A 22266-nucleotide genomic window follows, 5' to 3' on the forward strand; every position below is an offset into this window, starting at 1 on the left:
GGCTAGACCTCGCCGCGCGCCATCCGGATCAGCCGGTCCAGCACCGTCCGACCGCTGGTCCGGACCCCGTCGTGCTCCCACTCGTTGGTGACCCAGACCCGGGTGCCCGCCACCGCGTCCGCGGTCTCCAGCGAGTGCGCCGTGTCCACGTACATGTCGTCGTGGTACACCGCCGCGTACACCGGTACCTGGTTCGACGCCAGGCGCGGCAGGTCGTACAGGTCGGGCCAGTCGGTGCGCTCCGCCAGCAACTGCGCCGTCTCGCGCAGCGGCCGCAGCGCCGGGTCGGTCTCGAACATCCAGGGGTGGATCATCTCGCCGGTGAGCAGCACCGGCCCGTCCCCGGCCAGTGCCGTCTCGGCGTCGAACTCGGGGAACTCCTTGCGCACCCGCTCCGCCGACCAGTCGGTGGCCCCGGCGTCGACCGAGCGCTGCCCGTAGATCGACTCGTGCAGGACGGCGTACAGGGGGTTCTGCGCGAAGGACAGGTGCGACTGCGCCCCGGCCAGGAAGGTGTCGGAGAGCTCCGGCCCGTCCGGCCCCTCCACCCAGGCCTCCTCCAGCAGGTAGTGCAGGACGTAGGAGCCGGAGCCGCCGCCCAGCAGGATGCCCAGCGCCTGGAACGCCTCGACGGTCAGCGTCCCGCCGCCGGGGAGGGCCGCGGGCCGCTCCAGCAGGTGCGCCGCGATTCGCCGTACTGCCGCCACGTCCTGGGGGAAGCGCGCGTAGTGCCCGGCGTTCTTGCGGGCGACGCGCGGGTAGGCCGCGCGGTAGACCTCGTCCGCCGAGCGGCGCAACCCGGCCAGCCCGCCGGTGACGAAGGCCTCGCGCAGGTGCTCCGGGGCCAGCGAGAGGTAGGTCAGGGTGCAGAAGCCGCCGAAGCTCTGCCCGAGCAGGCTCCACGCGGCGTCCTCGCCGAGCAGTCGGCGGCGGATCAGTTCGGCGTCCCGGACGATCGAGTCGGCCCGGAAGTGCGCCAGGTACTCGGCCTGCTGCCGGGCGTCGCCGCGCCGGGCCAGGGTCTGGCGGTTGGCCGGGGTGGAGCGGCCGGTGCCGCGCTGGTCCAGCAGCAGCACCCGGTAGTCGTCGAGCGCCCGGTCCAGCCAGCCGTCCCGGCCCATCGGGCGGTTGGCCTTCCCGCCCGGCCCGCCCTGCAGGTACACCAGCCACGGCAGTTCGTCGTGCTCGCGTCCGGCGGCCACCACCTCACGGGCGTAGACCTCGATCGTCTCGCCGTCGGGAGCAGCGTGGTCCAGCGGCACCCGGAAGAGGTGGTCGGTGGTGACGATTCCGGGGAGGCGGCTGAGGGAGGACATGCAACTCCTAGGTGCGAGCTGGTCACAGGCTGGTCGCGGCGCCGAACGCCGGGGTCACCGGTGCGTCCGCCGTCGTCCTCGCACCGTATCCTGACGTCGGACAGGAGCCGCCGGGGGGCGTCCGCCAGGTGCGGAGAACCCCGGGCGGAACCACGACACAGCGGGCGCCCCGGGTGTCGGCCGCGGAGCACCGAACGACCATCGGCTCGCGGCCGCCTCCAGCCGGACGTCCGTCGCGCGGGCGTGACCTGGGGCAGGTGTGGTGCGTTCAATCTGCGGAACGCCACCACCCGAACCGGCAGCGCCGGACCGACCACGGCCGGGCCGACCGTGCGGGGCACCGGCCACGCGTCGTTCGACCCGGCACGGCCGATCCCCGGACGGCCCCGGTGTCCGGGCCGGTACCCCGTCCCGACCGAGGCGGGGCATCGGCGGTCCGGTCCGTTCCGAGTCAGAGCCGCGTGTTCCGGCGGCAGAGCAGCACAGTCCGCGATCGAGCACGCTCGCGGCCGACCGAGCCCGCAGCCCTCGGCCGGTCGAGGGGAGGAGAGCCCGGTGACCGACCCAAGGCCACCCCACGCAGCGCCCCAACCGCTGCCGCCCACCAGCCCGCCGGCCCCCGGCGCCGCCCCCGCACCGCCGAACCGCCCGGCCGGGCCTCCGACACCCCGTCAGGCGACGCCGCCATACGGCACCGCGACCGGTCCCGCCCGGGGAACGGCCGGGGCGGGCCCGATGGTTCCCGGCGCCCCTCCGTACGGCTCCTCCCTGCCCGGAGCCCCGGCCCACGGCCCCCAGCCCTACGGCACCCCGCCGCACGGCACGCACCCCCAGGGCACGCCGCCCTACGGCACGCCGTTGGGCGCCGTCCACCCGGCTGCCCCCCCACCCGGCCACCCGTACGCGCCCGCAGCGGGCACGCCCCCGTACGGCACCCCTGCCGGAGGTGTGCCGTACGGCCCCGGTGGCACCCCGCCGTACGGCACCGCGACGCGGCCGGCCGCCGGTCGGCCCGCCGCCGGGCGCGGTGGCCCGGTGGTCCCGGGGGGTGCGCCCGGTGGTAGGTCGGAGCAGGTGGCGGGCGCGCCCGCCACCGGTCCGGCCCGGTCGACCGGCTCGGTGGCGCCGCCGCGGCCGCAGCCCTCCGCCGCGCACGACGTCCTGTGTGTCAACGCCCCGGGCATGGCGGCCTCCGGCCCGGACGGACAGGTGCGGGGGCAGGGCCTGCACGGTTTCTTCCGGCACGGCGTGCGCACCCTGGCCCGGATGGAGCTGCGGCTGGGCGGCATGGAGCCGCTCCCGCTCCAGGGCACCCTGACGTCCGCGGCGGCGGCCCGGTTCGTCGGGTCGGTCCGGGTGCCGGGAGACCTCGACCCGGATCCGGCACTGACGGTCGAACGGCTCCGGCACGCCGACGGCGCGGAGACGGTGACGGTCCGCAACACGGGAGCCCGTCCGGCCCGGCTCCCGCTGGAGATCGCGCTCGGTACCGACCTCGGCCTGCTCACCGACATCGCCGCGGGCCGCCGATCGGCGGACCTGCCGGGCCAGGTCCAGTCCTCCGGCCTGCGCTGGGTCGGCCAGGGCCGGGCGGCCACCGTCAGCGCCCGCCCCTCGCCGCACGCGGTGCTGGCCGGTGCGGGCGTGCTGCGGTGGGACTTGGAGATCCAGCCCGGCGCCCGCTGGTCGGTCGACCTCCGCGCCGAGCTGGAGACCCCGTCGACGGGGCGGCCGCCGACCGGTAGGGGCCCCGGCGTGCCGCTGCCCTGGTCCGAACCCGAGGTCAGGGCCGACGACCGCCGGGCCGCCCGCCTGGTCTCCCGCGCCCTGGACGCGCTGGGCGGCCTGCTGCTCGCCGACGCGGACCGGCCGACCGACCTCTACACCGCCTCGGGCGCCCCCTGGCGCTTCGGCCTCACCGCCGCCGACGCGCTCTGGGCCGCCAGGATGACCCTGCCGCTCGGCACCCGGCTCGCCGCCGGGACCTTGCGGGCGGTCGCCCGCCGCCAGCACCAAGCGGCCCCGCAGAGCGCCGCGCCCGTCCCCCGGCAGGCCGACGCGGCCCCGGGCGACGGCGCGCCGGCCCCGGAAGGGGCCGGTACCACCGGGCCGGTACCAGGTGGTGCTCCGAGCGCGACCGGCGGGGCGCACCCGTCCGGTGGCGAGGCCGGTGCGGCGGCGCAGGCGATGGACGGGGTGATCCCCGGCCCGCTGCGGCACGGCGGCCCCGAGCTGCCGGCCAGTTGCACCGCGACGGAGGCGACCCTGCTGTTCGTCACGGTGCTGGCCGAGGCCTGGCGCTGGGGCATGCCCCGGGCCGAGGTCGCCGAACTGCTCCCGGCGGCGGAGCGGGCGCTCGGCGCGCTGCGGGCGGCCGTGGTGGCGGAGGGGACGGACGGCCCGGTCGGGTTCGTCACCGACTTCGGGCGCCCGGCGGAGGAGCGCGCCGCGCGCCCCGGTCCGGCCCGGTGCGAGGTCCAGGCCCAGGCCCACCGGGCGGCCCTCCAGGGGGCCGACCTGCTCGACGCCTTCGACCGGCCCGGCGCGGAGCAGTGGCGCTCCTGGGCGGCCGAACTGCGGGAACGGTTCCGCGAGCAGTTCTGGATCGACGACCTGTCCGGCGGCCGCCCGGCCGCCGCCCTGCTGGCCCCGGACCGTCCGGTGCCGGCCGTCGCCTCCACCCTGGTCCACCTCTTCGACCCGGGCCTGGCCGCCGAGGGCGAACTGCACGAGGGCCTGCTCGACCGCGAGCAGACCAGGCTGCTGGCCCAGCGCCTGGTGACCCCGGAGCTCGACTGCGGTTGGGGCCTGCGCACCCTGAGCGCGAAGTCGCCCCGCTTCAACCCGCTCGGCCACCGCAGCGGGGCGGTCCGGGTCCAGGAGACCGCGCTCGCGGTGAGCGGCCTGGTGGACGCGGGCTTCGAGCGGGAGGCCGAAATACTGCTGGAGGGACTGCTGGAGGCGTCCGTCCACTTCGAGGGCCGCCTGCCGGAGATGTACGCGGGCGAGCAGAAGGTCGCCGACTGCCCGCCCGTCCCGCACCCGGCGGCCTGCCGCCCGGCCGCGGTCTCCGCGGCCGCCGCCGTCCACCTGGTGCTCTCGTTGGCGGGCGTCCGACCTGACGTCCCGTCAGGTCGGGTCGCCACCCGCCCGGCGAGCACCGCCCCCCTGGGCGCACTGGAGCTGACCGGCCTGCGGGTGGCCGGTGAGCCCTTCTCGGTCCGGGTCAGCCGGATCGGCGTCGCGGTCGTGGAGGAGGCGCCGTCGTTCCTGCAACTCGCCGCTGGCTGAGCGCGCCGCGGCGCGGACGCCGTCCGGCCGCCCCCGGCCGGAGCGGGGCGGTCTCGCCGGGAGGGGAAAGCGCCGTGGTCTGTGATTATCGTCAGAGAGACGACTAAGATCGGCCGCATGTCGCGTTATGACCCGTCGGCCTTCCCCCCGTTCGCAGTCACGGTTGACCTCGTGGTGCTGACGGTGCGCGACCACGAGCTGTGCGCCCTGCTGGTGAAGCGCGGTGAGGCGCCGTTCCAGGGGTACTGGGCGCTGCCGGGCGGCTTCGTGCGGCTGGACGAGGGCCTGGCCGAGGCGGCCTCCCGCGAACTGGCCGAGGAGACCGGGCTGCGGGCGCAGTCGCTGCCGGGCAGCCTGCCGGTCGGGCGGGCCCCCGCGGGGGCGCACCTGGAGCAACTCGCCACCTACGGCCACCCCCAGCGGGACCCGCGGATGCGCGTGGTGAGCGTCGCGTACCTGGTCCTCGCCCCGGACCTGCCGTCGCCCCGTGCGGGCGGCGACGCCAGCAGCGCCCGCTGGGCGCCGGTGCGCGAACTGTTCGGCGAGGAGCGCGAGGAGCGCAACGACGGCGTGCTGCTCGCGTTCGACCACGGACAGATCCTGGCGGACGGGGTGGAGCGCGCCAGGTCCAAGATCGAGTACTCCTCGCTGGCCACGGCCTTCTGCCCCCCGGAGTTCACCGTCGGAGAGCTGCGCCGGGTCTACGAGGCGGTGTGGGGCGTGGCACTCGACCCGCGCAACTTCCACCGCAAGGTGACCGGCACCCCGGGCTTCCTGCTCCCCTCCGGCGGCACCACGACCCGTCAGGGCGGCCGCCCCGCCCAGCTGTTCAAGGCGGGCGGCGCCACCGTCCTCAACCCCCCGATGCTGCGCCCCGAGGCCTGACCCGGGCCCCGCCCCACCTCCCGGCGCGAGCCCGTCCCGCCCCTGCGGGCCCCGGGGCGTAACGCGGTTGCGGCGACCCGGCCGAGTCCGTTGCTGCCGACGGGTGGTGACGGTTCGTGAGGAGGCCGTCAGCGCGGCGGCGGGGCTGTCGCCTGTACGGGTGAGGTCGGCGCCCACCACGTCCACGACCCATCCGTAATGCCTGGTTTCACCGCTTCCGCGCCCTACTGTGCAGGCTCAGGCCAGGTGGACACCCCCGGCCTGTCGGCGGGCGAGGGCGGGCGAGGGAGCGGGCAGCGATGATCCAGATCACCGGACTGACCAAGGCGTACCGGCGGGGGCGTCCCCCCGCCCTGCTGGACCTGACCTTCGACGCCCGGCCGGGAATGGTCACCGTGCTGCTCGGGGACGAGGGGGCGGGCAAGTCGACCGCGCTCCGGCTGATGGTGGAGCTGGAACGGGGCCACGGCCTCACCCTGTTCGACGGCCGGACGTACCGGCGGATCCGGCGGCCGGAGCGGGAGATCGGCGTCCTGCTGGCCTCCGGGCGACCGGAGGCCGGGCACCCGGGCCAGCGGGCCCGGGCCCACCTGCGGATGCTGGCCGGTGCGATCGGCGTCCCGGCGCGCCGGGCCGACGACCTGCTGGAGCAGACCCGGCTCGCGGGCGTCGCCGACCACCGGATCGGTACCTTCTCGCCCGGCATGCACCGCCGCCTCGCGCTGGCCGCCGCACTGCTCGGGAACCCCTCGACCCTGCTGCTGGACGCCCCGACCGAGGGCCTGTCCCCGGGCAACGAGGAGTGGTTCGGGGCCTTCCTGCGCTCCTTCGCCCTCTCGGGCGGCACCGTGCTGGCCACCACCCGCGCCCCCGGGGAGGCCGCCGCGCTCGCCGACCGGGTGGTCACCCTGGACGCGGGCCGATTGGCCGCCGACCAGCCGGTGGTGGAGTTCCGCCGCACCAGGCTGCACCCCGAAGTCCTGGTCCGCGGCCCGCAGATGGCCCGCCTCGCGGACCTGCTGGTCGCCCAGGGCGGCCAGGTCCGGCGGGACGGCGGCGCGGGCCTCGCGGTGAGCGGCATCGGCCGCACCGAGATCGGCGAACTCGCCTACCGCCACGGCATCCTGCTGCACGAACTATCCGACCGGGTGGTGGAGCGCCCGGTCTCCTACCCCTCCGCCCTGCCCAGCGGTTCGGGCCGATCGGGCCAGGGGGCGATCCGGACGGTGCGCCAGGGCCAGCGTCCGCACCAGCACCAGGACCAGGAACCGGTCACGGGCCGTGGGGAACCGGACGGCCGGGCCGCCGACCCCGGGGAGCGGCGGCCCGCGACCGTCGGCAGCCCGGCCGGGTCCGAACCGGGGCGCCAACTCGACCACCGAGGCCTGCAGGCCGGCCGCTGGGCCGCCGCCGCCCTCGCGCCGAACCCGCCCGCGCAGGCGCAGGTCCAGGTTCAGGTTCAGACGCAGCAGGCGCAGAGCACGCCCGTGCCCGCCCCGACGGCCCCCGCCCCGATGCCCGCCGTCCAAGTGCCGCCCGTCCAAGGGCCCCCGGCTGCTCCGGTGCCCCCCGTCGACCTGACCAGGCGGACGCCCCGCGGGGCCTCCGCGCTCGGCCGGTCGGCGGCTCGAGCCGCAGAGACGGGAGCCGCGGACACGGGAGCCGCGGAGACGGGAGCCGCGGAGACGGGAGCGGCGGCGGCCGGGGCGGAGGTTCCGGGCGCGGGGCCCGGAGCGCGGGGCGGTGAACGGTCCGCGCGGCCGGACGGGGTCGATCCGCTGCCCGGGCCGGGGGCGGTCGACGCCGAGCACCTGACCGCCAACCCGACCGACGCCGAACTGCTGACTCCCGCCCGGATCGGGGGAGTCGGCCACCACCCCGCCCCCGTGCGCCCCCTCCCGGGGCGCCCCTGGTCGGTCGAGTCCACCGGACTGCGCCCGGCCGGTCGCACCGAGCGGGCCGAGCAGGCCGAGCGCGCCGGTCGCACCGAGCAGGCCGGCCCCGCCGAACCGGCCTGGCGGCCACGGGAGTCGGGGGAGCCGGGGGAGCCGGGAGGACCGGAAGGGCCGCGGGAGTCGGTGGATCCGCAGGGGACGGCGCGGCGGAGCGCCGTCGGCGACGAGAACGGGAGTGAGTGACCGTGCGGGTGGTGGCGAGTGAGGTGCGTCGGTTGCGCGGGGTGCGCTCCACGTGGGTGGTGGTGGCGGGCGCGGTCCTGGTGAACGCGGCGGTGGCGGCGTTCACGGCGTCCCGGTTGCCGACCGGGGAGTTGGCGGTGCCGGACGCGGTGCGGGCGGTCGCGGCGGTGGTGCCGGTCCTGCCGCTGCCGCCGACCGCGCTCGCGGCGGCCGTGCTCGGCGCGCTGGCCTACGGCAACGAGACCCGCTGGCCCGGCCTGCCCGCCTCGCGGGTGACCCTGGGGCGCCGGTTGGGCGCGCTGCTGGCGAAGTCCTCGGTGGTGGGCGCGGCCGCCGCGCTGCTGGCGGTGCTCGCCCTCGGCGTCGACGCCCTCGCGGCGTGGCTCGCCCTGCCCGCCGGGGTGGACGCGTCGACGGCGCTCCACCCGTCCGGCCTGCCCGCGGCCTCGTTCGCGGCCCCGTTCGCGGTGGGCGGGCCGGGCCGTCCGCTGGCGGCGTTCGTGGTGCTGGCGGTGGCGGGCGGCTGGGCCGGTCTGCTGATCACCTCGCTGGTGCGCAGTGCCGTCGTCGGCATCCTGCTGACCGGCGCGCTGCCCGCCCTGCTGGAGCCCACCGCCGGTCTGCTGCTGCACCGCACGGGTCGCAACTGGCCGGTCTGGGTGCGGGAGTTGGTGCCCTTCCAGTACGGCCTGGACCTGGTCCGCGACGCGGCCGACCGGACGGCGGGCGCGCTGGACGGCGCGGTGGTCGCCGCGCTGCTGACCCCGGCCGCCCTGCTGGTGCTGGCGGCGGTGCTGGCCCAGCTGCGCCGCCGGAGCCTCTGAGCGCCCGGCCGGGGAAGGACGCGGGAAGCGGCGCAGGGAGGGGCCCTGACGGTGTGACAACGGAGGCTGGGGGAAGGGCCGGGGAAAACGGACGGGATGACTGATATGTGCATTTACGGCTGATAAGAAGTCAATTATCCAGGCACGGTCGATCACCCTTTCGTGTGCTTTTCAGGAGAATGCTCAAGGCGGCCCCGCCGATCGCCGACAAAGGATGGCGTGAGTACCCTTGCGCACCCCACCGTGACCGCCGCCCGCCAGGCCGAGTCGATCTCCGCCTCCGAGCTGGACCGCTTCCCGTACGCCGACCGCCCGACCCCGCCCGCCCCCCGCTGGGAGGGGGCGGAGAACGACCTCGCCCGGGTCGGTCGCAAGACCACCAGCAGCCGCGGCCGCGGCCTGCACGGCCAGCTGGTCCAGCAGCTCGGCCAGATGATCGTCTCCGGCGACCTGGGCGCCGACCGCCCGCTGGTGCCGGAGGAGATCGGCCAGCGCTTCGAGGTCTCCCGCACCGTGGTGCGCGAGTCGCTCCGGGTGCTGGAGGCCAAGGGCCTGGTCTCGGCCCGGCCGAACGTCGGCACCCGGGTCCGCCCGGTCAGCGACTGGAACCTGCTGGACCCGGACATCATCGAGTGGCGCGCCTTCGGCCCGCAGCGCGACGAGCAGCGCCGCGAGCTGTTCGAGCTGCGCTGGGCGATCGAGCCGCTGGCCGCGCGGCTGGCCGCCGGGCACGGCCGGGAGGACGTCCAGCACCGGCTGGTCGAGCTGACCGAGATCATGGCCCAGGCCGGCGGCCAGGGAGACCTGGTCAGCTACTCCCGGGCCGACGCCGAGCTGCACGGGCTGGTGCTGCAGATGGCCGGGAACCGGATGCTGGAGCACCTGTCCGGGATCGTGGCCGGCGCGCTCCAGGTCTCCGGCGGCTCCGGCACCACCTGCGAGCGCCCCTCCGAGTCGGCGGTCAGCCTGCACGCCCGGCTGGTGGACGCGCTCGGCACCGGCGACGGCACCGCCGCCGAGGCCGCCGTCCGCGCGCTGCTCACCGTCCACCCGGACATCGAGCACGCCGTCCCCGCCCCGCGCGAGCACTGAGCGGCCCGCCCGATCCGACCGCGGCCCAGACCGGATGGCCCTTCTGCTGCCCCACCCGCGCAGCCGAGGGGCCATCGGCGCACCGGGGCCGCCGGGCCCGCGGCAGCCACGGCCGCCGAGCCCCCGTCGGGCCCGCGTCGGGCCTGCGGATAGGCCGCTCGGGGGCAGCCCGCACCGGCCGCCGGGTGGTGTGACGGGCGCCACGACGGGCATGCGTAACACTTGAGGGGCGGCAGCGATGTGTACGGAGCGGAAGCAGCTCCGGAATATCACCACAAGCCAGCTGGCTGTGTTGGTCCGCGGCGCTGCTGCCGTACTGCAGATCCCGGTCACCGCCCACCCGCCCGAGCAGTCGGGCCGGTCGGTACGGGTTCGTGTCCACTCATCGTCCGAGAGGTTGTTCGTGTCGGCCAGCACATCCCGTTCGCTTCCCCCCGAGATCGCGGAGTCCGCGGCACTGCTGGCGCTCATCGAGCGGGGCAAGGCCCAGGGGCAGATCGCCGGTGACGACGTGCGCCACGCGTTCGAGGCGGACCAGATCCCGGTTACCAAGTGGAAGAACGTCATGCGCAGCCTCAACCAGGTGCTGATTGAGGAGGGGGTGGAGCTGATGGTCAGCGCGGCCGAGCCGGCCGGCGCCAAGCGCAAGAGCGTCGCGGCCAAGAGCACCACCAAGCGCACCGCGACCAAGGCGGTCACCACCCGCACGCCGGTCGCCCAGACCAAGCCCCCGGTGCGGATCGCCCCCGCGGCGACCATCGCCCCGTCGGTGTCGGCGGTGGCCGCCACGGTGACCAGCACCGAGGTCGGCGTCGTCGAGAGCATCGACGTCGCCGAGGCGAAGGCCGCCGTCAAGAAGGCCGCCGCCCCGGCGAAGAAGGCGGTGGCCAAGAAGGCCGCCGCCCCCGCCAAGAAGACCGCGGCCAAGAAGACCGCCGCGGCCGCCAAGCCCGGCGCCAAGGCCGGCGACGAGGACATCATCGGCGAGGAGGAACTCCTCGAGGACGTGGCCCTGCCCGGTGACGGCAAGGAGGTCGAGGCCGAGGAGGAGACCGACCAGGGCTTCGTGCTCTCGGACGACGACGAGGACGACGCCCCGGCCCAGCAGGTCGCCGTGGCCGGTGCCACCGCCGACCCGGTCAAGGACTACCTCAAGCAGATCGGCAAGGTCCCGCTGCTCAACGCCGAGCAGGAGGTCGAGCTCGCCAAGCGGATCGAGGCCGGCCTGTTCGCCGAGGACAAGCTGAGCCAGGCCGACAAGCTCGCCCCGAAGCTCAAGCGCGAGCTGGAGATCATCGCCGAGGACGGCCGCCGCGCCAAGAACCACCTGCTGGAGGCCAACCTCCGCCTGGTGGTCTCGCTGGCCAAGCGCTACACCGGCCGCGGCATGCTCTTCCTGGACCTGATCCAGGAGGGCAACCTCGGTCTGATCCGTGCGGTCGAGAAGTTCGACTACACCAAGGGCTACAAGTTCTCCACCTACGCGACCTGGTGGATCCGGCAGGCGATCACCCGCGCCATGGCCGACCAGGCCCGCACCATCCGCATCCCGGTGCACATGGTCGAGGTCATCAACAAGCTCGCCCGCGTGCAGCGCCAGATGCTCCAGGACCTGGGCCGCGAGCCCACCCCGGAGGAGCTGGCCAAGGAACTCGACATGACCCCCGAGAAGGTCATCGAGGTCCAGAAGTACGGCCGCGAGCCGATCTCGCTGCACACCCCGCTCGGCGAGGACGGCGACAGCGAGTTCGGCGACCTGATCGAGGACTCCGAGGCGGTCGTCCCGGCCGACGCGGTCTCCTTCACCCTGCTCCAGGAGCAGCTGCACTCCGTGCTGGACACGCTGTCCGAGCGCGAGGCGGGCGTGGTCTCGATGCGCTTCGGCCTGACCGACGGCCAGCCGAAGACGCTGGACGAGATCGGCAAGGTCTACGGCGTGACGCGCGAGCGCATCCGCCAGATCGAGTCGAAGACCATGTCGAAGCTGCGCCACCCGTCGCGTTCCCAGGTGCTGCGCGACTACCTGGACTGATCCGGCACTCCGGCACCGGGCCGATCCGGTCCGGACGTCACCTGGACGGGCCCCTCCGCCACCGGCGGAGGGGCCCGTTCGCGTGTCCGGGGGTACCCCGATGGGGTGGCGGGCGGACGGAGCATGGGCACGGAGGGTGACCTGCTTACTACGCTGGGCAGGTTGTCGCGCTGCACCCCGAACCCCGCCGAACCCCCTGGAGAACCGGTGCCCATCCTGGACACGTTCGCGCCTCGGCTCCGCCGCCGGGCGGTCGCGCTCGTCGCCCTGGCCGCCCTGCCCGCCCCGCTGATCGCGCTGGGCGCGGCCGACCCGGCCGCCGCGCAGCGGCGGATCATCGGCGGCACCGGCGCCAGCACCGGCGACCACCCGTGGATGGTGGCGCTGGCCAGCAGGCAGCAGTTCGGTTCGGCCCGCTCCGGGCAGTTCTGCGGCGGGGCACTGGTCAGCCCGACCAAGGTGGTCACGGCGGCGCACTGCTTCTACGACGAGTCCACGGCCCGTCCGACCGAGCGGCCCGGGCTGCGGGTGATCGTGGGGCGGGACGACCTGCGGGGCACCGCGGGGCGGGAGGTGGCGGTGCGCGGGGTGTGGATCGACCCGGGCTACAGCTTCACCGCGAACACCCGGGACGTGGCGGTGATCACGCTGGCCGAGCCGCAGGACGGCCGACCGGTGCTGGAGATGGTGAACCCGGGCGAGACCGAGCCGTACGCGGCGGGCACCCCGGCCACGGTGTTCGGTTGGGGCGACACCCGGGGCAACGGGAGCTACTCGAACACGCTGCGCCAGGTCACGGTGCCGATCATCTCGGACGAGGCGTGCGGGCGCGCCTACCCGGGCGGCTCGGACAGCGCGTACGACGCCCGCAGCATGGTGTGCGCGGGCGAGCAGCAGGGCGGCAAGGACGCCTGCCAGGGCGACAGCGGCGGGCCGCTGCTGGTGGCGGGGCGGCTGGCCGGGCTGGTGTCCTGGGGCGCGGGCTGCGCGGAGGCCGACCACCCCGGGGTGTACACCCGGATCGCGGCGGTCTCGGAGGCCGTGCACGGCGTGCTGTGAGACGGCAGGCGGGGAAAACGCCACGGCCGGGCGGCCCGCCCCTGGGAAGGGTGGGCCACCCGGCCGTCAGGCAGCTCGGGAGAGCAACGGGAGCGTCTAGCGCTCCCCCTCCTCGGCAACCGCCGGGGTGCCGGAGAGGCGGTCGCTCTCGTCGTGTATCTCCACGGCGATCTTCTTGAGCTCGGGCTCGAACTTACGCCCGTGGTGGGCGCAGAACAGCAGCTCTCCGCCACTGGAGAGGACGACGCGCAGGTAGGCCTGAGCGCCGCAACGGTCGCAGCGGTCTGCCGCGGTGAGCGGGCTCGCAGGGGTCAGAACAGTAGTCACGTCGCCTCTTCTCTAGCTCGACGAGCTGTGTACCAGGATCAACATCCAACCAGGTCGAATTCGTTCCCGCTCGTGGCTTTTCTCTTGGAGGATTCTGCCGTCGTCTTGATGAGGACGTGCCCCGGGCAACGATGGTTCATGCGTACCGATTCCCGCGGCCGGCCAATCACCTCGAACGCCCGACCGGGCCGGGGTGCGAGGTCCGCGTAGCATAATCCTCCGCTGGGTTGGAGCATAAGCCCCGTCCCGGAACCCGTTGAACCGCATCGCAGCAGCTCCGCAGCCCGCACCGGCCGCCCCGATCCGCCAGGACCCGTGGTGTCGGCAGGAGATGGCAGGCTGGGAACCGCCCCCGGGGCGGGAACCGTGTTCGCGCAGCGCGTACAGAGCGCGCGGACCTCAGCGCCCCGGATCTCAGTTGCTGAGAGCATGCGGGGGTGTCCGTCAACGTCATGGAGGAGTGCAGAGCGTGAGTGGAGAAAAGACCGGCCCGTCCTCTCTGGTGACCGGTGAGGGCGGGTCCGACTACACCGCGCGGCATCTGCTCGTCCTGGAGGGGCTCGAAGCGGTCCGCAAGCGGCCGGGCATGTACATCGGGTCGACCGACAGCCGCGGCCTGATGCACTGCCTCTGGGAGATCATCGACAACGCGGTGGACGAGGCGCTGGGCGGCTTCTGCGACCGGATCGAGGTGCTGCTGCACCAGGACGGTTCGGTCGAGGTGCGCGACAACGGCCGCGGTATCCCGGTGGACGTCGAGCCCAAGACCGGACTGTCCGGCGTCGAGGTGGTGATGACCAAGCTGCACGCGGGCGGCAAGTTCGGCGGCGGCTCGTACGCGGCCTCCGGCGGTCTGCACGGCGTCGGCGCCTCGGTGGTCAACGCGCTGTCCGCCCGGCTGGACGTGGAGGTGGACCGCTCCGGCACCACCCACGCGATCAGCTTCCGGCGCGGCACCCCCGGCGCGTACGCGGGGGAGGGGCCGGACGCGAAGTTCGAGCCCGGCAGCGGCATGACCAAGCGGGGCAAGTTCGCCAAGACCCGCACCGGCACCCGGATCCGCTACTGGGCGGACCGGCAGATCTTCCTCAAGGACGCGAAGCTCTCGCTGGAGCTGCTGCACAACCGGGCCCGGCAGACCGCCTTCCTGGTGCCCGGGCTGACCATCGTGGTGCGTGACGAGCGGCTCACCGAGAGCGAGCAGGTCGCCGAGGAGACCTTCCGCTACGACGGCGGGATCAGCGAGTTCTGCGAGTTCCTGGCCCCCGACCGCCCGATCTCCGACGTGCTGCGGCTGCGCGGCGAGGGCACCTTCAAGGAGACCGTCCCGGTGCTCGACGAGCTCGGGCACATGACCCCCACCGAGGTCACCCGCGAGCTCGGGGTGGACATCGCGCTGCGCTGGGGCGCCGGGTACGACACCACCCAGCGCTCCTTCGTCAACATCATCGCCACCCCCAAGGGCGGCACCCACGTCACCGGCTTCGAGCGGCAGCTCGCCAAGACCGTCAACGAGGTGCTGCGGGCCACCAAGCTGCTGCGGGTCGCCGAGGACGACATCACCAAGGACGACGCGCAGGAGGGCCTGACCGCGGTCATCACCGTCCGGCTGGCCGAGCCGCAGTTCGAGGGGCAGACCAAGGAGGTGCTCGGCACCTCGGCGGCCAACCGGATCGTCGCCGCCGTGGTCGCCAAGGAGCTGAAGGCGTTCCTCACCTCCGCCAAGAAGGACGAGAAGCTCCAGGCCCGGGCGGTGCTGGAGAAGGTCGTCGCGGCCGCCCGGACCAGGGTCGCGGCCCGGCAGCACAAGGAGGCGCAGCGCCGCAAGACCGCGCTGGAGACCTCCTCGCTGCCCGCCAAGCTGGCCGACTGCCGCAGCGACGACGTGGACCGCAGCGAGCTGTTCATCGTCGAGGGCGACTCCGCGCTCGGCACCGCCAAGCTGGCCCGCAACTCGGAGTTCCAGGCGCTGCTGCCGATCCGCGGCAAGATCCTGAACGTCCAGAAGGCGTCCGTGAGCGACATGCTCAAGAACGCCGAGTGCGCCTCGATCATCCAGGTGATAGGAGCGGGTTCGGGGCGGACGTTCGACATCGACCAGGCCCGCTACGGCAAGGTCATCTTCATGGCCGACGCCGACGTCGACGGCTCGCACATCCGCACCCTGCTGCTGACGCTCTTCCACCGCTACATGCGGCCGATGGTCGAGCAGGGCCGGGTGTTCGCCGCGGTGCCGCCGCTGCACCGGATCGAGCTGACCAACCCCAAGCGCGGCCAGGAGAAGTACCACTACACCTACTCCGACGCCGAACTGCGGCGCACCCTGCTGCAGTTCCAGGGCAAGGGACTGCGCTGGAAGGACCCGATCCAGCGCTACAAGGGCCTCGGCGAGATGGACGCCGACCAGCTGGCCGAGACCACCATGGACCCGCGGTTCCGGATCCTGCGCCGGATCAACCTGGGCGACCTGGAGTCCGCGGAGAAGACCTTCGACCTGCTGATGGGCAACGACGTCGCCCCGCGGCGGGAGTTCATCGTCGACTCGGCGGCCACCCTGGACCGGTCCCGGATCGACGCCTGACCGGTGCGGTGCGCGAGGGCTCTCCACCCCAGGGTGGAGAGCCCTCGCGCGTGCGGGATCAACCCGTGCTCCGAGGACCGGGCGGCCCGTTCTCCGTAGCGTTCCGGGTGTCGAGAACGCCCCGTCCCGGAGGAACCGAAATGACCGCCCTGTCCGACGTCCTGATCGCCGTCGCCGTGATCGTCCTGGTGGTGGGCCGGCAGCTGCGGGCCCGTCGACTGGACACCGAGCGCCGCTTCTGGCTGATCCCGCTGGTGCTGGCCGCCGTCGCGCTGCGCGACCCGGTGCTACTGGACCCGCACCACCGGGTCGCCTCCGCCGTGCTGGTGGCGGGCTCGCTGCTCACCACCGCCGGGATGGGCTGCGTCTGGGGCTGGACGGTGCGGATCTGGCGCGAGGCCGACGGCTCGCTGTGGAGCAAGGGCACCGCCGCCACCGCGTTCGCCTGGATCGGCGCGATCCTGGTCCGGATCGCCTGGTACGGGGTGGGCGCCGCGCTGCACGTCCACCAGTCCGGCAGCGTGCTGCTGCTCTCGCTCGGCCTGCTGCTGCTGATCCGCTCGGCGGCCGTCCAGTGGCGGGCCCGGCAACTGGGCGGCCACCGGCACGCCCTGGCCGCCTGACGGAACGCCGCGCGAGCGCCGCCGAGCCCCACCGGGGCCCGGCGGCACCGCCGTTGAGGGAGGATCGTCCGGTGAGCACACTGGAACGCTGGACCCGGTGGCCCGCCGGGGACGTCCCGATCCGGGAGCGCAGCTCGCGGGCCCGGATCACGCTGTCCCTGTTCGGCCGGACCGCGATGCTGGGCGCCGTGGTGTTCGGCACCTTCGCCGAACACCGGTACACCGGCTGGCGGTTGCTGCCCCCGATCGGCTGGATCGCCGCCGCGGCCGCCCTGTTCACCGGCTGGTACCTGGCCTGCCGGGCCCGGCGGCTGTGGCCCGCGCTGGGCTGCGCCGCCGGGCTGCTGGCCACCGCCGGGGTGGCCCACGAGGGCGGGGCCGACACCCTGGCCTCGGTGATCTGGTGCGGGCTCGCGGTGCTCGCCGTGATCCGGCTGCCGCTGGCCGCCGGACTGCTCACCGCCGGTGCGGCGCTGGTCAGTTACGGCCTGGGCTCGGGCGACTCGCTGCTGGCGATGCTGGCCGTCGCGGGCGGCATGGGCCTGCTCGGCTACCTGCTGCGCCTGGACGGCCAGGCCCGCTCCGCGCAGCGCGCCCTGCTCGCCCAGGAACGGGCCGCGCAGGCCGCGCAGGCCGAGAGCGCGGCGCTCGCCGAACGGGCCAGGATCGCCCGGGAGATCCACGACGTGCTCGCGCACAGCCTCTCCGCGCAGCTGGTGCACCTGGAGGCGGCCCGGCTGATGCTGGACGCCGGGGCCGAGCGGGCCGAGATCCGCGAACGGGTGGTCGCCGCCCGGCGGATGGCCCAGGACGGCCTGGCCGAGACCCGGCAGGCGCTGTCCGCGCTGCGCGGCGAGTTCGCCCCCGTCGCCGAGTTCGTGGCCCAGCTGGCCGCGCAGTCCGGGGCCGACCTGGCCGTGGACGGGGTGCCCCGCCCGCTGCCCGCCGAGGCCGGGCTGGCGGTGCGCCGGGTCGCCCAGGAGGCGCTGACCAACGCCCGCAAGCACGCGCCCGGCGGCCGGGTGGAGGTCCGACTCGCCTACCTGGAGGGGGAGGTGGAGCTGCGGGTGCACAACTCCCTCGCCCCGCGCGGGGCGCACCCCGTGCTCGGCGACAGCGGGAGCGGGTACGGTCTGCTCGGGATGCGCGAACGCGCGGAACTGCTCGGCGGCGAACTGCTGGCGGGCCCCGACCAGGGAGGGTGGCGCGTGCTGCTGCGGGTGCCGACGTGACGGACGGACCGATCCGGGTGGTGGTCGCCGACGACCAGACCGTGGTGCGGGAGGGCATCGTGATGCTGCTCGGCCTGCTGCCGGGCATCACCGTGGTCGGCTCCGCGCCGGACGGCGAGGAGGCGCTGCGGCTGGTCGCCGAGCACGCCCCCGACGTGGTGCTGATGGACCTGCGGATGCCGCGCTGCGACGGGGTGGAGGCCACCCGCCGGATCCGCGCCGAGCACCCCGGCACCGAGGTGGTGGTGCTCACCACGTACGCCGACGACGACTCGCTGTTCTCCGCGCTGCAGGCCGGGGCGCGCGGCTTCCTCACCAAGGACGCGGGCGCGGAGGAGATCGCCCGCGCCGTGGCCGATGTCCGCTCGGGCGCGGCGGGGCTCTCCCCGCAGGTCCAACTGCGGCTGCTGGAGCGGCTGTCGGAGCCGAAGCAGGCCGAGCCGGAGCACGCGCCCGCGCCGACCCGACGCCCGGCGCTGCCCGACGGGTTGACCCAGCGGGAGGCCGAGGTGCTGGCGCTGATCGCCGCCGGACTGTCCAACGCGGAGATCGCGGAAAGGTTGTTCGTCAGCCCCGCAACGGTGAAAACGCATATCAACAACCTTTTCGCCAAGACGGCGGTGCGGGACCGCGCGCAGGCCGTGGCGTACGCCTTCAGGCATGGAATTTCCGACGGTTCGTAGGCCAACCTCCTGGTAGCTGGTTCGGGTGAACGTATCTGCACCGGTTTCAGGGCGGGTTTGTGACGCTCCATCATGGTTCGGTCGTAGTGACCGAAATGATGAGGTGTCGGCTGTGGCACAGCAGGAGAGAGTCGACTGGTGGGCCGTGGCCGCCCCCCGTCCCCGGGTGGTGGCGCAGCGGCGGACCGCGGAGCCCGCGCCGCCGGAGGAGCGGGCCGGGCGGGAGGTCTACCGGAGCGTCCAGGAAAGCGACGCCTTCCAGGAGATCCGGAGCGGCTACCGCTCGTTCGTGTTCCCGGCCAGCGCCGGGTTCCTGGCCTGGTACCTGCTGTTCGTCGTCGCCCAGGCGTTCGCGCCCGAGCTGATGCGCCAGCAGGTCGCCGGGCCGCTCAACCTGGCCTGGCTGCTCGGCCTCGGCCAGTTCGCCTCCACCTTCCTGCTCACCTGGCTCTACGCCCGCAACGCCCGCACCAAGCGCGATCGAGCCGCCCTCGAGCTGCGCTGGGACACCCAGGACCAACTGCGATGACCCCACACCCCAGCCACGGCCTCGCGATCGCGCTGTTCGCCGTCGTCGTCGCCGTCACCCTGACCATCACCGTCTGGGTCGGCCGCCGCGGCCACGCCGCGGAGGACTTCTACGCCGGCGGCCGCGACTTCTCGCCGCTGCAGAACGGCTTCGCCCTCTCCGGCGACTACCTGTCGGCCGCCTCCTTCCTCGGCGTCACCGGCCTGATCGCGCTCTACGGCTACGACGGCGTGCTCTACAGCATCGGCTTCCTGGTCGCCTGGCTGGTCGTGCTGATGCTGGTCTCCGAACTCGTCCGCAACGCCGGCCGCTACACCCTGGCCGACGTGCTGGCGCTGCGGATGCGCCAGCGCCCGGTGCGCGCCGCGGCCGGCCTCGCGTCCATGGTCGTCACCCTGATGTACCTGATCGCGCAGATGGTCGGCGCGGGCAGCCTGGTCGCCCTGCTGCTGGGCACCGACAGCGGCGCCGCCAAGGGCTGGACCATCGTCGCGGTCGGCGGACTGATGATCGTCTACGTGACGGTCGGCGGGATGCGCGCCACCACCTGGATCCAGATCGTCAAGGCCTTCCTGCTGGTGGCCGGGTCGCTGCTGCTCACCGGGCTGGTGCTGGCCCGCTTCCACGGCGACCTCGGCGCGCTGATGCACGCCGCCGCGCAGCACAGCGGCGTCGGCGACAAGTACCTGGAGCCGGGGCTGAAGTACGGGGCCAGCACGACCAGCCGACTCGACTTCGTCAGCCTCGGCCTGGCGCTGGTGCTCGGCACCGCGGGCCTGCCGCACATCCTCAGCCGCTTCTACACCGTGCCCACGGCGCGGGCCGCGCGGCGCTCCACGATGTGGGCGATCGGCCTGATCGGCTGCTTCTACCTGATGGCGATCGTGCTCGGGCTCGGGGCCGGGGCGGTGGTGGGCGCGAAGGCCGTCAAGGCGGCCAACCCGGCCGGGAACACCGCCGTCCCGCTGCTGGCCCTGGACCTCGGCGGCGGCGCCGGATCCACCTGGGGCCTGCTGCTGTTCGCGGTGATCTCGGCGATCGCCTTCGCCACCATCCTCGCCGTGGTCGCCGGGCTCACCCTGGCCTCCTCCGCGGCCTTCGCCCACGACCTCTACGCGCGGGCCTGGCGGCGCACCGAGGAGCGGCAGGTCTCCGAGCGCGAGGAGGTCATCGCGGCCCGGATCTCCGCCGTCGTGATCGGCGGACTCGCGGTCGTGCTCAGCCTGTTCGCGCAGAAGCTGAACGTCGCGTTCCTGGTCGGCCTGGCCTTCGCGGTGGCCGCCTCGGCGAACCTGCCGACGCTGCTGTACTCGCTGTTCTGGAAGCGGTTCACCACCCGCGGCGCGGTCTGGTCGGTGTACGGCGGCCTCGTCCCGGCGGTGCTGCTGGTGCTGTTCTCGCCGGTCGTCTCCGGGGCGAGGACCTCGGTGCTGCCCGGCGTCGACTTCCACTGGTTCCCGCTGGAGAACCCGGGTCTGGTCTCCATCCCGCTCGGCTTCCTGGCCGGCTGGCTGGGCACCGTCCTGGACAAGGAGACCGCGGACGAGGACGGCTTCGCGGAGCTGGAGGTGCGGGCCCTGACCGGCGCGGGCGCGGCGTAGGCCCCGTCCGGCCGCGCGGCGGCGGGACGCACGGCGAGGTCGCGACGGGACGGCGGGTCACCGCCCTCGTCGCGACCTCGCTCCGCGCGGGGGCGCGGGCCGCTCAGGGGCGCGGGCCGCTCAGGGGCTCTGCGGCGAGAGTTCCACGACGTCCATCCGGGACGGGGTGCCCGGGGTCTTGCCGCAGCTCTCGGGGCGGGGCGGCTCGCTGGCGGACTCGGCGACGGTGGCCCGCCAGCGGCGGCCGTCGGCGTGGTGGACGTCGACCGTCCAGGGGGAGCCGCCGGGGTGCTGGTGCAGGGTCAGGGCGTCGGCGGCGCTCTCGCCGGTCAGTTCGCGGACGGCCTGCTCGGCCGCCTGGGCCGGGCGGGGCCAGTAGGAGCGGCCGCGGGAGTGGGCGGGGACGGTCTGCCCGGCGGCGGTCGCGGCGAGGACCTCCTTCGCGGTCTCGGCGGTGAGCCGCCCGTACGCGTAGCCGTGCGGCAGCACCAGCATGGTGGGGGAGAAGCGGTGGCCGCCGAGGTGGGTGACCTCCCAGACCTCGCTGTGGCCCGCCGCGGCGATCTCGGCGGCGAGCGGGCGGCCGAGCAGCGCGCAGCAGCGGTCGCGGCGGCCGTTGGTGCACACCAGGGCGATCGGGCCGCCGGCGTGCGGGGTGCCGAAGGAGCCGTGGTCGCCCGCGCCGAGGGCGGCGAAGTCGAGGTCGAGCAGGGCGGCGGGGGAGGAGAGGTGGCCGCGGCGCACCCACGGGTCGGCGGGGGAGGTGTGGGCGAGCAGCACCTCGTGCCCGGCGGCGCCGCCGGCGTCGGCGTGCCGACCGGGGCGGCGGATCAGGGCGACCCGGACGCCGGTGCCCGCGGCGGCGCGGTCGAGGGCGGCGCCGAGCTCGGGGTCGAGGTGGCTGCCGGTGAGCGCCTTCGCGCCCCAGGGACCGGACTGTTCGAGCAGCAGCCAGGTGGTGGCGGTGGCCGCGGTGGCGCTCAGCGGCTCGGTCAGTTCGCGCGACAGCGTCGTACAGGTGCTCACCAGGCCCACCCTACGACCGGACGGCCCCGCGGGGTGCGGTCGTGTGCCCACGGAGGGCCGGTGGGGGCGGGCTATGCTGGGCCCGGTTGCTGGCAGTTGACGTTCTTTTGGGGGAGTCTTGACGTTCTTCCTGCGCGGCGGGGGCGGCTGATGCACGGGGTACCGCAGGTGATGCCGGAGACGGTCGAACCGGTGAAGCGGCGCTGGCGGCCCGGGCTGCTGCTGTGGTTCGTCCTGCAGTGGGTGCTGATCCCGGCGGAGCTGGTGCTCACACTGGTGGTGTGGATCCCGTTCCGGACGGTCTACGAGCTCAACGAGATCGGCAAGGGGCGCGGCTGGTTCCTGCTCGGCTGGGTGCAGCTGCTGGTGCGTCCGCTGCGCCGTTTCGTCGGCCCGGCCAGGTTCGTCCGGGAGTGGACCAACGACCAGCGGCGCTGGGAGGCCAGGCTGGCGGAGATCTGCCGCACCGCGGCCGAGGCGTTCGCCCGCGGCCCGGGCCGCTGGTACGCCTTCCGCGGTTGGGCCTACCTGCGCTGGGGGGTGGACACCAAGAATTTCGAGGTGCGCGAGAAGGACTACCGGGGCGCCCGGCCGGAGCCGGTCCTCGCGATCGCCGCCCAGCACGGACTGTACGTGCACTTCCACGAGTACAGCGGCGGCTTCCTGCTGTCGCCGACGCCGGTGGAACGGCAGGCGTCCGGGCAGCAGACACCCGGGCGGCAGGCGTTCGGGCAGTACCCGGCGACGTACCGCTGAGTCCGTGCGGAGCGCGGGGGGGGGGGGGGGCCCCCCCCGGGGCCCCCCCCCCCCCCCCCCCGGGGGGGGGGGGGCGGGGCGAAAAACGCGGGCCCCCCCGCCGGGCGCGGGCGGCCCCCCGGGGGCGGGGGGGGGGCGCGCCCCGCGCGCGCCCCGGGGGGGGGGGGGGGGGGGGGGGGGGGGGGCGCCCCCCCCGGGGCCCCCCCCCCCCCCCCGCGTCCGTGCGTCCGTGCGCGGCGCTACATCCGGCTGCCGACCGCGGCGACCGGGG

17 protein-coding genes are annotated in these 22266 nt (G+C 74.8%); 14 read left to right on the plus strand and 3 right to left on the minus strand.

The genetic code is table 11. The features are described 5' to 3' along the window. Positions 1-2: 2 nt before the first annotated feature. Positions 3-1316 carry an alpha/beta fold hydrolase gene (locus tag ACFY00_RS26810; RefSeq protein WP_388034113.1) on the minus strand — a complete coding sequence of 438 codons (1314 nt, stop codon included), beginning with the start codon at positions 1314-1316 and terminating at the stop codon, positions 3-5. A 1074-nt stretch (positions 1317-2390) separates the two neighbouring features. Between ACFY00_RS26810 and ACFY00_RS26815 the strand changes: the two genes are divergently transcribed. The 7 genes from ACFY00_RS26815 (at position 2391) to ACFY00_RS26845 (ending at position 12637) form a co-directional block, all read left to right on the plus strand. Then, positions 2391-4607, plus strand: a complete 2217-nt coding sequence (locus ACFY00_RS26815) for a glycogen debranching N-terminal domain-containing protein (RefSeq protein WP_388034114.1) — start codon at positions 2391-2393, stop codon at positions 4605-4607. 117 nt (positions 4608-4724) lie between these two features. Next, entirely contained in the window at positions 4725-5492 is a 768-nt protein-coding gene (locus ACFY00_RS26820) for an NUDIX domain-containing protein (RefSeq protein ID WP_388034115.1), read from the plus strand. Positions 5493-5791: 299 nt separating this feature from the next. Beyond that, complete coding sequence (locus tag ACFY00_RS26825; protein ID WP_388034116.1) at positions 5792-7630, plus strand: ATP-binding cassette domain-containing protein; 1839 nt, start codon at positions 5792-5794, stop codon at positions 7628-7630. A 41-nt stretch (positions 7631-7671) separates the two neighbouring features. Continuing rightward, positions 7672-8454: a hypothetical protein gene (locus ACFY00_RS26830; protein WP_388034117.1), complete on the plus strand. Its 783-nt coding sequence runs from the start codon at positions 7672-7674 to the stop codon at positions 8452-8454. Between the two features lie 219 nt (positions 8455-8673). Next, a complete protein-coding gene (locus tag ACFY00_RS26835; RefSeq protein ID WP_388034118.1) occupies positions 8674-9546 on the plus strand; it encodes a FadR/GntR family transcriptional regulator in 873 nt (290 codons plus the stop codon). 403 nt (positions 9547-9949) lie between these two features. After that, positions 9950-11578 (plus strand): RNA polymerase sigma factor, encoded by a 1629-nt coding sequence (locus ACFY00_RS26840; protein WP_388034119.1) that lies wholly within the window; start codon positions 9950-9952, stop codon positions 11576-11578. A 207-nt stretch (positions 11579-11785) separates the two neighbouring features. Beyond that, the gene (locus tag ACFY00_RS26845) at positions 11786-12637 is read left to right on the plus strand and encodes a S1 family peptidase (protein WP_388034120.1); all 852 of its coding nucleotides are present in this window, start codon (positions 11786-11788) and stop codon (positions 12635-12637) included. 96 nt (positions 12638-12733) lie between these two features. Here ACFY00_RS26845 and ACFY00_RS26850 read toward each other — a convergent pair whose 3' ends face one another. Then, positions 12734-12964 carry a hypothetical protein gene (locus ACFY00_RS26850; RefSeq protein WP_014138480.1) on the minus strand — a complete coding sequence of 77 codons (231 nt, stop codon included), beginning with the start codon at positions 12962-12964 and terminating at the stop codon, positions 12734-12736. Positions 12965-13433: 469 nt separating this feature from the next. On the opposite strand from ACFY00_RS26850, the gene ACFY00_RS26855 reads away from it, so the two are divergent. The 6 genes from ACFY00_RS26855 to ACFY00_RS26880 all read left to right on the plus strand — a co-directional run bounded on the left by ACFY00_RS26855 (position 13434) and on the right by ACFY00_RS26880 (position 20213). After that, positions 13434-15545: a type IIA DNA topoisomerase subunit B gene (locus ACFY00_RS26855; RefSeq protein ID WP_388034121.1), complete on the plus strand. Its 2112-nt coding sequence runs from the start codon at positions 13434-13436 to the stop codon at positions 15543-15545. Positions 15546-15685: 140 nt separating this feature from the next. Further along, positions 15686-16168: a DUF1453 domain-containing protein gene (locus tag ACFY00_RS26860; protein WP_388034122.1), complete on the plus strand. Its 483-nt coding sequence runs from the start codon at positions 15686-15688 to the stop codon at positions 16166-16168. 71 nt (positions 16169-16239) lie between these two features. Continuing rightward, the gene (locus tag ACFY00_RS26865; RefSeq protein WP_388034123.1) at positions 16240-17400 is read left to right on the plus strand and encodes a sensor histidine kinase; all 1161 of its coding nucleotides are present in this window, start codon (positions 16240-16242) and stop codon (positions 17398-17400) included. Further along, positions 17397-18083, plus strand: coding sequence for a response regulator (locus tag ACFY00_RS26870; protein ID WP_388034124.1), 687 nt, complete (start codon positions 17397-17399; stop codon positions 18081-18083). The genes ACFY00_RS26865 and ACFY00_RS26870 overlap by 4 nt, the downstream gene beginning before the upstream one ends. A 112-nt stretch (positions 18084-18195) precedes the next feature. Continuing rightward, positions 18196-18612, plus strand: coding sequence for a DUF485 domain-containing protein (locus ACFY00_RS26875; RefSeq protein ID WP_388034125.1), 417 nt, complete (start codon positions 18196-18198; stop codon positions 18610-18612). Further along, positions 18609-20213, plus strand: coding sequence for a cation acetate symporter (locus ACFY00_RS26880; RefSeq protein ID WP_388034126.1), 1605 nt, complete (start codon positions 18609-18611; stop codon positions 20211-20213). The genes ACFY00_RS26875 and ACFY00_RS26880 overlap by 4 nt, the downstream gene beginning before the upstream one ends. Positions 20214-20333: 120 nt before the next feature. Here the strand turns inward: ACFY00_RS26880 and ACFY00_RS26885 are convergent, their stop codons facing one another. Continuing rightward, the gene (locus ACFY00_RS26885; RefSeq protein ID WP_388034127.1) at positions 20334-21239 is read right to left on the minus strand and encodes a sucrase ferredoxin; all 906 of its coding nucleotides are present in this window, start codon (positions 21237-21239) and stop codon (positions 20334-20336) included. A 150-nt stretch (positions 21240-21389) separates the two neighbouring features. Here ACFY00_RS26885 and ACFY00_RS26890 point away from each other — a divergent pair, with 150 nt between their 5' ends. Next, the gene (locus tag ACFY00_RS26890; RefSeq protein ID WP_388034128.1) at positions 21390-21995 is read left to right on the plus strand and encodes a hypothetical protein; all 606 of its coding nucleotides are present in this window, start codon (positions 21390-21392) and stop codon (positions 21993-21995) included. Positions 21996-22266 lie beyond the last annotated feature (271 nt).

This window comes from Kitasatospora sp. NPDC001540 (genome assembly GCF_042894345.1).
Taxonomy (GTDB): domain Bacteria; phylum Actinomycetota; class Actinomycetes; order Streptomycetales; family Streptomycetaceae; genus Kitasatospora; species Kitasatospora phosalacinea_C.